The organism is Rhizobium sp. NZLR1, assembly GCF_017357385.1.
GTDB lineage: Bacteria > Pseudomonadota > Alphaproteobacteria > Rhizobiales > Rhizobiaceae > Rhizobium.
Genome location: NZ_CP071632.1, coordinates 1,597,337 through 1,609,874, shown reverse-complemented (window position 1 = coordinate 1,609,874; position 12,538 = coordinate 1,597,337). Strand labels below are relative to the sequence as shown.

The 12,538-nt window shown below is 61.0% G+C and carries 11 protein-coding genes; 5 read left to right on the top strand and 6 right to left on the bottom strand.

Annotated elements, in window-relative coordinates; translation table 11 throughout:
* Positions 1 to 16: 16 nt before the first annotated feature.
* Together hdaA and J3O30_RS08045 are read right to left on the bottom strand one after the other, a co-directional pair.
* On the bottom strand, positions 17 to 730 hold the full coding sequence (gene hdaA / locus J3O30_RS08050) for a DnaA regulatory inactivator HdaA (RefSeq protein WP_207583701.1): 714 nt from the start codon (positions 728 to 730) through the stop codon (positions 17 to 19).
* Positions 723 to 1,847 (bottom strand): AI-2E family transporter, encoded by a 1,125-nt coding sequence (locus J3O30_RS08045; protein WP_207583700.1) that lies wholly within the window; start codon positions 1,845 to 1,847, stop codon positions 723 to 725. Before J3O30_RS08045 ends, hdaA begins: the two co-directional genes overlap by 8 nt.
* 246 nt (positions 1,848 to 2,093) lie before the next feature.
* On the opposite strand from J3O30_RS08045, the gene purM reads away from it, so the two are divergent.
* Together purM and purN are read left to right on the top strand one after the other, a co-directional pair.
* Positions 2,094 to 3,167: a phosphoribosylformylglycinamidine cyclo-ligase gene (purM, locus tag J3O30_RS08040; RefSeq protein WP_207583699.1), complete on the top strand. Its 1,074-nt coding sequence runs from the start codon at positions 2,094 to 2,096 to the stop codon at positions 3,165 to 3,167.
* Positions 3,164 to 3,835, top strand: a complete 672-nt coding sequence (gene purN, locus J3O30_RS08035) for a phosphoribosylglycinamide formyltransferase (protein ID WP_207583698.1) — start codon at positions 3,164 to 3,166, stop codon at positions 3,833 to 3,835. Before purM ends, purN begins: the two co-directional genes overlap by 4 nt.
* A gap of 134 nt (positions 3,836 to 3,969) precedes the next feature.
* Here the strand turns inward: purN and J3O30_RS08030 are convergent, their stop codons facing one another.
* Entirely contained in the window at positions 3,970 to 4,950 is a 981-nt protein-coding gene (locus tag J3O30_RS08030) for an acyltransferase (RefSeq protein WP_348651596.1), read from the bottom strand.
* A gap of 476 nt (positions 4,951 to 5,426) precedes the next feature.
* The gene (locus J3O30_RS08025) at positions 5,427 to 6,596 is read right to left on the bottom strand and encodes an alpha-D-ribose 1-methylphosphonate 5-triphosphate diphosphatase (protein ID WP_207583697.1); all 1,170 of its coding nucleotides are present in this window, start codon (positions 6,594 to 6,596) and stop codon (positions 5,427 to 5,429) included.
* Between the two features lie 272 nt (positions 6,597 to 6,868).
* On the opposite strand from J3O30_RS08025, the gene J3O30_RS08020 reads away from it, so the two are divergent.
* Both J3O30_RS08020 and J3O30_RS08015 read left to right on the top strand, forming a co-directional pair.
* Positions 6,869 to 7,438 (top strand): helix-turn-helix transcriptional regulator, encoded by a 570-nt coding sequence (locus tag J3O30_RS08020; protein ID WP_207583696.1) that lies wholly within the window; start codon positions 6,869 to 6,871, stop codon positions 7,436 to 7,438.
* Positions 7,439 to 7,442: 4 nt separating this feature from the next.
* Positions 7,443 to 8,741 carry an NAD(P)/FAD-dependent oxidoreductase gene (locus tag J3O30_RS08015; protein ID WP_207583695.1) on the top strand — a complete coding sequence of 433 codons (1,299 nt, stop codon included), beginning with the start codon at positions 7,443 to 7,445 and terminating at the stop codon, positions 8,739 to 8,741.
* A 67-nt stretch (positions 8,742 to 8,808) separates the two neighbouring features.
* On the opposite strand, the gene J3O30_RS08010 is transcribed toward J3O30_RS08015, so the two are convergent.
* Both J3O30_RS08010 and J3O30_RS08005 read right to left on the bottom strand, forming a co-directional pair.
* On the bottom strand, positions 8,809 to 9,399 hold the full coding sequence (locus J3O30_RS08010) for an NUDIX domain-containing protein (RefSeq protein ID WP_207583694.1): 591 nt from the start codon (positions 9,397 to 9,399) through the stop codon (positions 8,809 to 8,811).
* Complete coding sequence (locus tag J3O30_RS08005) at positions 9,396 to 11,600, bottom strand: molybdopterin oxidoreductase family protein (protein ID WP_207583693.1); 2,205 nt, start codon at positions 11,598 to 11,600, stop codon at positions 9,396 to 9,398. The genes J3O30_RS08010 and J3O30_RS08005 overlap by 4 nt, the downstream gene beginning before the upstream one ends.
* Before the next feature lie 16 nt (positions 11,601 to 11,616).
* On the opposite strand from J3O30_RS08005, the gene J3O30_RS08000 reads away from it, so the two are divergent.
* Positions 11,617 to 12,489 (top strand): 23S rRNA (adenine(2030)-N(6))-methyltransferase RlmJ, encoded by an 873-nt coding sequence (locus J3O30_RS08000; RefSeq protein ID WP_207583692.1) that lies wholly within the window; start codon positions 11,617 to 11,619, stop codon positions 12,487 to 12,489.
* Positions 12,490 to 12,538: the final 49 nt, after the last annotated feature.

The window sequence follows — 12,538 nt, the reverse complement described above, 5'->3', positions numbered from 1 at the left end:
GACGGAACTGTGACAGTCAATCGGCCGGCTCCGAATTTCCCAATTCATTCAATACTTCGGCGGCCAGAGACCGGGTGATTTTCGTGCCCCGCGACAGGGCCAGCCGGTCAAGCCTTTCGACGATCGTCTGGGCGGCATTCAGCGACCGCTCCATCCGGTTAACGATATAGAGCACGAGTTTGTCATCTATATAAAGCTGCCGGTCGGCAAAGAGCTTGACGATCACCTGCGACAACAACGCCTCGTCGGGTTCGCCGATTTCGACGACGGTTGCAGCTTTCAGGCGCGAGCGCAGATCGGGCAGCAAAACCGGCCAGGACATCGGCCAGAGACGGCTGGTCATCAACAGCCCGGTGCCATTTTCGCGCACGCTGTTGATGACGTGAAACAGCGCATTGTCGTCGAAGCCAAGGCGGTCGGCGTCCTCGAACAGTACGGGACCGGCGGCGGCAGCAACCGCGGCGTCTGAGCCAAGTTCGGGATGGATGTCGACTGCGCCGCTCAGTTCCCGCCAGATGCGGGCGAGATGCGATTTTCCCGAACCGACCGGGCCGGCGAGCACGACGACCGGCGATGGCCATGCCGGCCAGGCATCGACGATCGAAACGGCGGCGGCGAGACGCTCCGAGACCAGGAGGTCGTCGCGCCCGCTTGCAGCATCGTGCAAAAAGACCAGCGGTAGCTGCTCTCCGGCCTTGCGCTTCGGATCAGCGTTGTTCACGTCATTCATTGGGAACTGATTTCGTCTTTCGGGTGCGGCCAGTGGGCGACACGCCAAAATAAAGATCGCTCTGAAGGTAACGCGAAAGCGCGAAACGAACAAGCACGCCGACGGCGGCGGCGGCCGGCACGGCGACCAGAAGACCGACGAAACCAAAGAGCGCGCCGAAGGCAAACAGCGCAAACATCAGCCAGACCGGGTGCAGGCCGACGCTGGAGCCGACGAGCTTCGGCTGCAGGATATTGCCCTCGAGGAACTGGCCGCTGAAGAAGACGGCGAGCACCAGGCCGATCCAGGGATAATTCGGCCAGAACTGGACGATCGCCACGCCGATGGCGAGGACGAGGCCGACCATCGAGCCGACATAGGGAATGAAACTGATCATGCCGGCAAAGAGCCCGATCAGCAGGCCAAAATTCAGGCCGACGAGAGACAGGCCGGCGGCATAATAAATGCCGAGGATGAGGCAAAGCGAGCCCTGGCCGCGGATGAAGCCGGCGATCGCCTGGTCGATCTCCTTGGCGATCTGGCGGACATCGCTGATATAATCGCGCGGGATCCATTGATCGACCTTGGCGACCATGCGGTCCCAATCGAGCAGGATATAGAAGGCGACGACCGGAGTGACGACAAGCAGCGATATGACGTCGACGATCGCCTTGCCGGAATTCCAGATCTGCGCGAAGAGCCCGGTCAAGAAGCCCATGCCTTCGGAGAGGATTCCGGAGAAATTATCCTTGATCGTGCCGGCCTGGCTCTTGACCCAATCCGGCAGCAGCGAATTCTGCGATTGGCTGATGAACTGCTGCAACTGGCTGATATAGGTCGGCAGACGCTCGGCGAAATCGTTGAACTGGCTGACGAGCACGGGAATGAGGATCATCAGCGCCAGCGCAAAGATAATGACGAAAGAGATGAGGATGCCGACCGTCGCCATCATGCGGCTCAGGCCCAGACGCTCCAGCCGATCGGCCACCGGATCGAGGAAATAGGCGATCGCCATGCCGGCGATGAAAGGCAGCAGGATCGAGCTGAAGACATAGAGAAAGACGATGAAGAAGACGAGCACTGCCAGCCAGAAGAATATCTGACGCTTGAGACTGTTGCCGCTGACTTGCTGTGGCATCGCTTCCCCGCTGTTCGCTCGCCGCCGACCAAAAGCCGCATCCGAACCGAAGCGGCCATTCAGCACATAGGATGCAGGCGCAAAGATGGTCAACCCTGCCGCGCCAAATCCCGAAAAGGCTCGGGGAAGACGCGGGAAATTGGGGGCTTTTGCCATGCGGCGCTTGCATAAAGGCCCCTGTCATGCAATTGCGACCGGCAGATGACGCGGCGCGTCTGCCGCCAGAAATAGCCATCGGAGACCAGCATGAGCCAGTCTGGGAAAAACGGCCTGACATACAGCGATGCGGGCGTCGACATCGATGCCGGCAACCTCCTCGTCGAGAAGATCAAGCCGGCGGTGCGCTCGACGCGCCGCCCCGGCGCCGACGGCGAGATCGGCGGCTTCGGCGGGCTGTTCGACCTCAAGGCCGCCGGCTTTACCGACCCGGTTCTGGTCGCCGCCAATGACGGCGTCGGCACAAAGCTGAAGATCGCCATCGATGCCGATTACCACGACACCGTCGGCATCGACCTCGTCGCCATGTGCGTCAACGATCTCGTCGTGCAGGGCGCCGAGCCGCTATTCTTCCTCGATTATTTCGCCACCGGCAAGCTCGACCCCGACCAGGGCGCGGCCATCGTCGGCGGCATTGCCGCCGGCTGCCGGCAGGCCGGCTGCGCGCTGATCGGCGGCGAGACCGCCGAAATGCCCGGCATGTATTCCTCCGGCGACTACGATCTCGCCGGTTTCGCCGTCGGTGCTGCCGAACGCGGCAAGCTGCTCCCCTCCGGCGATATCGCCGAGGGCGACGTGATCCTCGGGCTTGCCTCCTCCGGCGCCCATTCGAATGGCTTCTCGCTGGTGCGAAAGATCGTCGAACTGTCCGGTCTCGACTGGGATGCGCCGGCGCCGTTCGCCGACGGCAAGAAGCTCGGCGAGGCCCTGCTTGAGCCGACCCGCATCTATGTGAAGCCGCTTCTGAAGGTGATCCGCGAGACCGACGCCATCAAAGCGCTGGCGCACATCACCGGCGGCGGCTTCCCGGAAAATATTCCGCGCGTGCTGCCGAAGCATTTGGCGGCCGAGATCGATCTTGCCGCCGTCAGGGTTCCCAAGGTGTTTTCGTGGCTCGCCAAGACCGGCGGCGTCGAAGCGAATGAAATGCTGCGCACCTTCAACTGCGGCGTCGGCATGATCGCCGTCGTCGCCGCCGAGAATGTCGCGGCCGTTTCCGCCGCACTCGAAGCCGAGGGCGAGACCGTCGTCACGCTTGGGCGCATGATCGCCCGCGATGAGGGTTCTGCCGGCACGGTCTATAAGGGCACGCTTGCCATATGAGTTCGCCGCGCAAACGCGCCGTCGTCTTCATATCCGGCGGCGGCTCGAACATGATGGCGCTGATTGCGGCGGCGAAGGCCGCCGACTACCCCGCAGAAATCGTCGGCGTGATCTCCGACAAGGCCGATGCCGGCGGGCTCGCCAAGGCGGCAGCCGAGGGTATCGCCACCTTCGCCTTTCCCCGCAAGGATTATGCCAGCAAGGAAGCGCACGAGGCGGCGATCTTTGCCGCGCTCGACACGCTGTCCCCCGACATTCTCTGCTTGGCAGGCTACATGCGGCTGCTGACGCCTACCTTCATCCAGCGTTATGAAGGCCGGATGCTCAACATCCACCCTTCCCTGCTGCCGCTGTTTCCGGGCCTGCATACACATCAGCGGGCGATCGACGCCGGCATGCGGATCGCCGGCTGCACGGTGCATTTCGTCACCGAAGGCATGGACGAAGGGCCGGTGATCGGCCAGGCCGCCGTCCCGATTCTCACAGGCGACACGGCCGAAAGCCTTGCCGCGCGCGTGCTCACCATCGAACACCAGATCTATCCGCAAGGGCTGCGGCTCTTTGCCGAAGGCCGCGTGACGATGGAAGGCGGCAAGGCCGTCGGCGCCGAAGCTTCGGCCGCTGCGCCCCAGGCCCAACTGATTTCGCTGATCGGCGACCGCGCTTAGGGCAACAACGACCGTTCCAGAGGCAATGACGGCGCCGAAGGATGTGTCGCGGCGGCGAGACCTGCCGCTACACTGCCAAGCAGGACGACGATGCTGAGGGCGACCGCCGTCAACTTCCTATTCAAAGGCGTCACTTATATCTCTGTCGAAAATTTCCGACCGATGTAGGCGCGAATCGGTTCATCGAAACGGGTGGATAGAAAATGTGCCGCCCCAACGGCAGCTAAGAGGGTGCCGCTTACCGCAATCGGCAATGGCACACTTCCGTCGCCAAGGTTTTGGAACTCAGCGCCGAGTCGAATGATGGGCTGATGAACAATATAGAGCGGATAGGACAACCGTCCCAGATATGCCGCTAACGGCCGCTCCTTGTTCAGCGGAACTGCAACCGCTAGCACGACCACGATCGGAATTATGATAGCGATACAGAAGAAATCGTACATGTTTTTGGAGACAGCAAAGGGGAAAAATAAAACCCCTATCAGGATGAAAAGCGGGATCTGAGGTGGAACCGTTCCGACAAGACGACTGATTTTCCAGCGAAAAATCAGAACACCACCAAGGAACGAAAAGCCGACCCTGACAAATCCTTCTAGGAACGCTTGCCAGCTGGCAAAGCCGACCGGACCAATAGAACCTTCGATGGTGACGACCAGGAAAAGCGCTGCTGCCAATAATATGAGCGCCGCTGCCTCATGCTGGAAACGAATTCTCCGGCGAGCGGCTGATCCGTACACCCCGCTGGCGAACATCTCAAAACAGAGCGACCAAAGTGGGTTGTTGATCGCGAACGCCTCTTGCCCCGCCAGAAGCCCTAACGGCAATAGGAGTAGTGCACCTAGAGCCAGAATCGGGACGTCGGCGAGTGGGATACTCGGTGTTGAAGTAAATAGCGACGCGACAACGCCCAAGCCGACACCAGCCACGATCAAGGGGTAAAGGCGCAATAGACGCTTCAGGAAGAATGCACTGCTCCGCAGAACGCCCGACTTTAATTTTTGATCGTACCTATGAGCGAGAACGAAGCCGCTAAGGCAAAAAAAGAAATCCACGGCCAGAGAAGCGTGGGAATTAAGGCCGAATCCGAAAGCCTGGCTGGCATGCAAGAGAACCACGGATAGCGCAGCTACCCCCGAAGTTCATCCAGAAAGAAAAAGTAGTTCTTCAATTTGCGAGCCTTGCTAGCGAGACTCGCATCACCAAACCGTATGGTACGCTGAGCCACCATCGTGCAGTCCGACCGGGACTTGGCAATGGCTCACCCAAACCTTGGCTCATCATATCGAGATCCCCATCAGCTGGCGCTGGGATAGTGATGCCGTGTGACAAGTCAGAATCGTCGACGGCGTCGACTCTCTCGATCGAGGCATTCGGACTCAACGTTTGCCGGTCCCAAAGCTATTCATATTTCCCCAGCCCAGTGGCCCGCCGGACGGAATCCAGCGCCCTGAAGTTGCAATTGCGGTAACCGTTGTCGACGAGCGTAGATTACAAATTGAATTTTCAATTGCAAGTGAAATTTATGCGCTCACTGGACGAGTGATGCACCGTGACTTCGCAGACGTTCCAGGCACCTCAGCAGGGAGTTGAGCTATGCCGCCAGCGCATGTATAGGATGCAGCGTGCCGTCGCTGTAGACGAAGCGGCCGGCGCGGAACGTCGCACGGATGCGATGGACCTCGCCTGGCTCAACCACGACCAGATCGGCGCGCTGGCCGATGGCGATTTCGCCGCGATCCAGGAGGCCGGCGGAGCGGGCGGCATTGCCGGTGGCCATGGCGACGGCGGCCGGCAGTCCACCCTCCACCATGTCGGCGAGCTTGAAGATGCCCGGCACGAAGGCGGCCGGGTGATAGTCGGCGGCGATGACGCTGAGGAGACCGGCCCTTGCGGCATCGAGGGCGCTGAGATTGCCCGACATCGACTGGCCGCGCAGCGCGTTCGGCGCTCCCATCAGCGTCCAGAGGCCGCGCCGGCGCGCCTCCTCTGCGGCGGGCGCCGTCACCGGAAACTCGCTGATGGTGACGCCGAGGTCGTGCATCTCGGCGACTTTTTCGACGCTGTCATCATCATGCGAGGCCAGCGACAGCTTGTGCTTCAGCGACAGCGCGACGATCTCCTTCAGCTTGGCCTCGATGTCAGGATTGTTGCGCATGGCGATGCGCTTGGCGACGATCTCGGCTGCCATTTCCTCGGAGACGGCGCGGCGCTCGGAAATGCTGAGGATGTAGCTTTGCAGGTTGTTGTACTGGCCCTGGCCCGGCGTGTGGTCGGTCAGCGAAACCATGTCGATCTGGTCGGCATTCAGCAGGCGTTCGAGCGCCGGAGCGGCGCCGACATTGGTGATTTCGTAGCGGGCGTGAACGCGGTGATCGATCAGCAGATTGTCGCGCAAGCGGTTGATGCCTTCGATGACCGCCGAGGTCGTCTCCAACGAGCGGACGTGACCATAGACGCTTTCGGTGGCGAAGGAGACGGCGGCAAAGGCCGTGGTGACACCGGCGGCGGCAAGCTTCTTGTCGAGTTCATGAATGCCGAAATCGATCGGCATCGTCGCGTTCGGGCGCGGCGCGATCTCGCGCTCGATCATGTCGCCGTGCAGATCGACGAAGCCCGGCATCAGCAGCCGACCGCCGCCGTCGATCGCCGCCCCGGCAACCGGCTCCGGCCTGATCTCGGCAATGACGCCGTCCTCAACACGCACGGAACCTTCACTCACCACCTCGTTTGGGAGAACGAGGGTGAAATTGCTGAGCCACATGGGCTTTCTCCTGACCGCATCGGATGATTGACAGACCGCAGCGGATAGAACCGCTTCGTGACAGTCGTATGAAATTTCGAGCACACTCACCTTAAAGCGGAAACTTGCGCTTTGGAAATGGTCCGATGCGCCGCTCCATGAATTCACGGTCACCGATCCAACCGAGTACCCTGTCCAACAGCCAGTTGACTAGTTATAACTTAACTAGTAATACTATGACTATGACCTTAATCAAACGCTCACCAGTCGCGCTCGCTGTCCTTGCAATGCTCATGGAAGAGCCGCTGCATCCTTACCGAATGCAGCGGCTCATCAAGGAGCGCGGCAAGGATGAAGTGATCAACGTCACGCAGAGGGCGAGCCTTTATCAAACCATCCATCGGCTCGAGCGCGAGGCATTGATTGCCCAGCAGAAAACAGTCCGGGATGACAAGCGTCCCGAGCGGACCGTATACGAGATCACCGAAAAGGGCCGCGACGTTGCGCTGGCATGGATCCGCGAGATGTTGTCGGCCTTGACGCGGGAATATCCGGAATTCCCCGCAGCCGTATCATTTCTTGCTCTGCTGACGCCGAACGATGTGTTGGGTCTGCTTGAGCACCGGGCAAAAGCCATCGAGTCGGAACTTCGGCGGATCGACGGGCTCCTGCGGGAGGCGCAGGCCGTACCAAGGCTCTTCCTACTTGAGATGGAATATCTCCGAGCGCTTCACGCGACCGAGTTGTCTTGGGTCAATGGCGTCATCGGGGACCTGCGCGCCGGGCGCATCACCTGGACAGACGAGTGGCTCAGGCAGATTGCCGTCGAGTTCTCCACCCACTCCAAGCTCGACAAGGACTAGCACCATGAAGGTTTTGATTATCGGCGCCGGGACTGGCGGTTTGGCACTCGCTCATCTGCTTAAACAGGCTGGCGTTTGCATTGCGGTGTATGAGCGCGACATCGCACCGAACGCCGACACCGGCGGCTATCGCGTCGGTATCAGCCCGGCTGGGAGCCGAGCGCTAAAGGCCTGTATACCCAACGAACTCTACGACCTCTATCTTACCACATGCGCCAGGTCGCCATGCTATTTCAACATGTTGACGGAACAGCTTGGTGAGGTGCTGAGCTTCGACATCGGTGATGCGGCTGCGAATACTCTTGACGGTGAAAAGAACGTCGTTCGAAAGACGCTGAGGCGGGTTCTGCTCAGGGGGCTTGAAGACAACGTCTCCTTCGGCAAAGCGCTTCAGGGGTACGGACGTAACGCCGACGGGTCCGTCACCGCTTGCTTTCAGGATGGAAGTCTGGCGACGGGAGATGTTTTGGTCGGCGCTGACGGCACGAACTCTGCTGTGCGCAGGCAATACTTGCCGGAAGCGCGTCTGGAAGACACGGGGATCGTGTCGCTCGGGGGCAAAATTCCTATGACGGTCGAGGCGAAAGCTCTGCTGTCGGACAAGATGCTGAAAGGCATGTCGATGATTATGGCGCCGATGGGGTTCGGCGCGATTATTCACTCGCTCGAGTTCGCCGACAGCCGCAGCAACCCTGATTTTGCCGCTCGCTGGCCGGATTTCGTCGAAGCGCTCGACGAGGACAGTATCGGCTGGGGCATCTGGGGCGCTCGGCAGAATTGCCCGCGGGATACGGCCGGCCTGAGCGGAGAGCAATTGAGAGAATTGGGCCTGGAGCTTGCTCGGGACTGGCATCCGCACTTGCGCGCGCTCATCCGTATGACGGAGCCCGCGACCATCCACGATGTCAAGGTCAGGACTTCCGTGCCGCTGAAACCTTGGACGAGTTCGAACGTCACACTGCTCGGTGACGCCGTCCATACGATGACACCTGGACGCGGCGCCGGCGCCAATACGGCGCTTCGCGATGCCGCTCTGCTTGGGCATATGCTGGTCGAGGCGGACCGAGCTCAAAAGCCGCTCGTCGAAGCCATACACGCCTATGAAGCCGAAATGCTTCGCTACAGTACCGAAGCAGTACTCGAATCGAAAAGGCATATGGATGCCAGCGATCCGGCTCATCGGCCGATTGTCGGCACAGTCCAGCTCGCTGCCATGCGCGGCGTCATGCGCATCATCAACGCAACACCTGTATTAAAGCGACGTGCCTTTCGGCAGATGATGCGAGTTCGCGGCGAAAACTAAGACGATCGCGGGTAATGGGATCGCCCCGCAGGCAATTTGGCGAACGAGGCCTCGATCGCCGCATCCGCTATCGAAGATCATTCCTGTTCAACATGGCCCATTGCAGCAGCATGATCGTCTTGGCGTCGAAGATCTCGCCGTCTTCGATCATTCCGGCGGCTTCGTCGAGCGGGACTTCGAGAACCTCGATATCCTCGTGCTCCTCGTCCAGGCCGCCGCCTTCCGCGACCCGGTCGGCGATGTCGATCAGGGAGACGAAGAAGTGGACGACTTCGGTGACCGCGCCCGGCGACGGGTAGCATTTGAAGAGGAAACGCGCATCGCGCAGGTGGTAACCGGTTTCTTCCATCGCCTCGCGGCGGATCGCCTGTTCGGGATGGTCGTCATCGAGAAGGCCGGCCGGCACCTCGATCATCCAGGCCGGATCGCCGTTCAGATGCACGGCAAGCCGGAACTGGCGGACGAGAACGACGAGATCCCGCTTCGGATCATAAAGCAGGATGCAGGCGGCGGGCGTGCGGTGATAAACCTCCCGCTTCAAGCGCTGGGTCGCGCCTTTGCGGTCGATATAATCGAGCAGATAACTGCTCAGCTTTGTCCAACCATTCGACAGCGTTTCCTCGCTGACGATCTTCACCCGCGATTTCGGCTGCATCATGCTGCGTCCCTGCGAAGCCAGACCTTGTTATCATGCACGGCCGCCCCGCCATAGGGCGCGACCGGGTCGGCGCCGGTCAAGACGTTGATACCCTCGCCATCGACATGCGCCTTGTTCGGCCAGAGGCCCTCGGCGATCAAAACGCCAGGTTTCACCTCGGTGGTGATGCGGGCGTGGATGCGCAGATCGCCGCGACTGTTGCCGATGCGGACGAGATCGCCGTGGGCGATGCCATTGGCTTCAGCGTCGGCGGGATTGATCATCACCTCAGGACGGCCTTCCTTCTGACGAGACGTCTTGGTCTCGGAGAAGCTCGAATTCAGAAAATTGCGGGCGGGCGACGTGGCGAGACGGAAGGGATGTTCGCGATCGGCAACTTCGATGACATCGACCTGATCGGGGAAAGCCGGAAGCTCGGCATGCGGCCCGAGCACGCCGATCGCCGCCGGCGGCTTGTTCGGCGCCGGCTGATTGATCCAGTCCGGGCGGAAATGGAACTTGCCATCCGGATGGGCAAAGCCGTTCAGATAATGCGCCTCCTCGAAAGCGGGCTGACGATCGAACCATTTGTGTTCGAGGAAATGGTCGTAATCTGGCAGGCCGCTCGATTCGAGGACGCGGTCGACCATTTCGCGGGCAGAAAAACCGAAGCCGGGTCGATCGGCGACGCCGAGGCGTTTGGCCAGTTCCTCGATGACGAAGAGATTGGTGCGCACGCTAGGTGGCGGCTCGACCAGCTTCGGCCCGAGCAGGATATGGTTCTGGCCACCGGCCCGGTAGATGTCGTCATGCTCGACGAACATCGTCGCCGGGATGACGATGTCGGCGATATCAGCCGTCTCGGTCATGAACTGCTCGTGCACGGCGACGAAGAGGTCGTCCCGGGCAAAGCCGCGTCTGACGAGGCGCTGTTCGGGAGCGATGTTTGCCGGGTTGGTGTTCTGGATCAGCATTGCTCTCACCGGGCCGCGATGGCGTAGCGCCACAGCATCGCCGGTGAGCACGCGGCCGATCTGCGACTGATCGAGCATGCGGATATCGGCATCCTTCATCGGCCGGCCGGTCAGCTCCGCATTGTTCATGCGGAAGATATCGCTGTTCGAATGGAAGGCGCCGCCGCCCTCATATTGCCAGGAACCGAGAACGGTGGCGATCGAGGCGGCCGCATGCATGGCTACGGCGCCGTTGCGCTGGCGGGTGAAGCCATAGCCCAGGCGGAAGAAGGTCTTTTTCGTCGTGCCGACGAGGCGGCCGAAGGCTTCGATCTCCTCGACCGAAAGGCCGGTGATATCTACTGCCCATTGCGGCGTCCTGGTTTTCAGATGCGCTTCGAGCCCCGCGGGATCGTCGGCATATTTCGCCATGTAGTCACGGTCGGCATGGCCGTCGCGGAAGGCGATGTGCATGACGGCACAGGCAAGTGCCGCATCGGTGCCCGGCTTGACGATCAAGGCCATGTCGGCCTGCTTCATCGTCGGATTGTCGTAAATGTCGATGACGACGATCTTCGCGCCGCGCTCCTTGCGCGACCTGATGGCGTGGGTCATCACGTTGACCTGCGTCGAGACCGCGTTGGTACCCCAGATGACGACGCAATCGGTGCGGCCCATCTCGCGCGGATCGGGACCGCGCAGCGTGCCGGTCGCCATGGTGAAGCCGGTCCAGGCGGGGTTGGTGCAGATCGAAGAGAAGAAGCCCGAATAGCGCTTGGCATGGCGCAGGCGATCAATCGAATCGCGCTGCACCCAGCCCATGGTGCCGGCATAGAAATAGGGCCAAATCGCCTCGCTGCCGTCCCTTGCCTCGGCCTTCACGAAGGCTTCGGCGATCTCATCCAGCGCATCGTCCCAGGAAATCTGCTGCCACTGCCCTGCCCCCTTGGCGCCGGCGCGGCGCAAGGGATGCATCAGCCGCTCGGGATGGTAGAGCCGCTCGGCATAACGGGCGACCTTGGCGCAGATGACGCCGGAGGTATAGGAATGGTCGCCGGCGCCGCGCACGCGGCCGATGCGGCCATCCTCTGCTATATCGACCTCCAGCGCGCAGGTGGAGGGACAGTCGTGCGGACAGGCCGTGTGGCCTACCCTGGTGTCCGACTTCGGGGATTTGGCGTGGATGGGGGTCGCAATGTTCATGGCATTTGTATATTCCAAGGCTTGCACGGCCAAAAGCCACAAAACTTCCCCATGACGCGAATTCATACGGACATCAGCGAAAATGAACTACCGCCACATCTATCACGCGGGCAATTTTGCCGATGTGCTGAAACATGCCGTGCTGGCGCGGCTGATCCGCTACATGCAAAAGAAGGATGGGGCATTCCGCGTGCTCGACACGCATGCCGGCATCGGGCTCTACGACCTCTCGTCCGAAGAAGCGCAGAAAACCGGCGAATGGCTCGAAGGCATCGGCAAGCTGATGGAGGCCGATCTCGGCCCTCAGGTTTCCGAACTGCTGGAGCCGTATCTCTCCGCCATCCGCGAACTCAACCCTGAGGGCGGCGTCCGTTTCTATCCCGGATCGCCGAAACTTGCGCGGCTGCTGTTCCGGCCACAGGATCGCTTGTCGGCAATGGAACTCCATCCCGAAGATTTCGTCAGGCTGCACCGGCTGTTCGAGGGCGATCACCACGCCCGCATCACCGAGCTCGACGGCTGGCTGGCGCTCGGCGCGCACCTGCCGCCGAAGGAGAAGCGCGGCATCGTGCTCGTCGATCCGCCCTTCGAGGAAGAGGACGAATATCAGCGCCTCGCCGAGGGACTGGAAAAGGCCTATCGCCGTTTTCCCGGCGGCACCTATTGCCTGTGGTATCCGCTGAAGAAGGGTGCGCCGATCAAGGAATTCCACGAGGCGCTGCAGGCGCTCGACATCCCGAAAATGCTCTGCGCCGAACTCGCGGTCCGCAGCGACCGCGGCATCACCGGATTGACGGGCTCAGGCCTCGTCATCGTTAACCCGCCCTTCACGCTGAAGGACGAGTTGCATCAATTGCTGCCGGCATTGAAGGACCATCTGGCGCAAGACCGTTTTGCCTCGCACCGGGCCTTCTGGCTGCGCGGCGAGAACAAGGCGGCGATCAAGGACGATTGACCCGGCAACCGGGTTCGGGAATAGTCCGCGCCACAGGTCCACAATCTGA

What these genes read in the sequence shown, in the direction of transcription:
- hdaA (WP_207583701.1), bottom strand. Translation starts at nt 730, where the DNA reads ATGAATGACGTGAACAACGCTGATCCGAAGCGCAAGGCCGGAGAGCAG.
- J3O30_RS08045 (WP_207583700.1), bottom strand. Translation starts at nt 1,847, where the DNA reads ATGCCACAGCAAGTCAGCGGCAACAGTCTCAAGCGTCAGATATTCTTC.
- purM (WP_207583699.1), top strand. Translation starts at nt 2,094, where the DNA reads ATGAGCCAGTCTGGGAAAAACGGCCTGACATACAGCGATGCGGGCGTC.
- purN (WP_207583698.1), top strand. Translation starts at nt 3,164, where the DNA reads ATGAGTTCGCCGCGCAAACGCGCCGTCGTCTTCATATCCGGCGGCGGC.
- J3O30_RS08025 (WP_207583697.1), bottom strand. Translation starts at nt 6,596, where the DNA reads ATGTGGCTCAGCAATTTCACCCTCGTTCTCCCAAACGAGGTGGTGAGT.
- J3O30_RS08020 (WP_207583696.1), top strand. Translation starts at nt 6,869, where the DNA reads ATGGAAGAGCCGCTGCATCCTTACCGAATGCAGCGGCTCATCAAGGAG.
- J3O30_RS08015 (WP_207583695.1), top strand. Translation starts at nt 7,443, where the DNA reads ATGAAGGTTTTGATTATCGGCGCCGGGACTGGCGGTTTGGCACTCGCT.
- J3O30_RS08010 (WP_207583694.1), bottom strand. Translation starts at nt 9,399, where the DNA reads ATGATGCAGCCGAAATCGCGGGTGAAGATCGTCAGCGAGGAAACGCTG.
- J3O30_RS08005 (WP_207583693.1), bottom strand. Translation starts at nt 11,600, where the DNA reads ATGAATTCGCGTCATGGGGAAGTTTTGTGGCTTTTGGCCGTGCAAGCC.
- J3O30_RS08000 (WP_207583692.1), top strand. Translation starts at nt 11,617, where the DNA reads ATGAACTACCGCCACATCTATCACGCGGGCAATTTTGCCGATGTGCTG.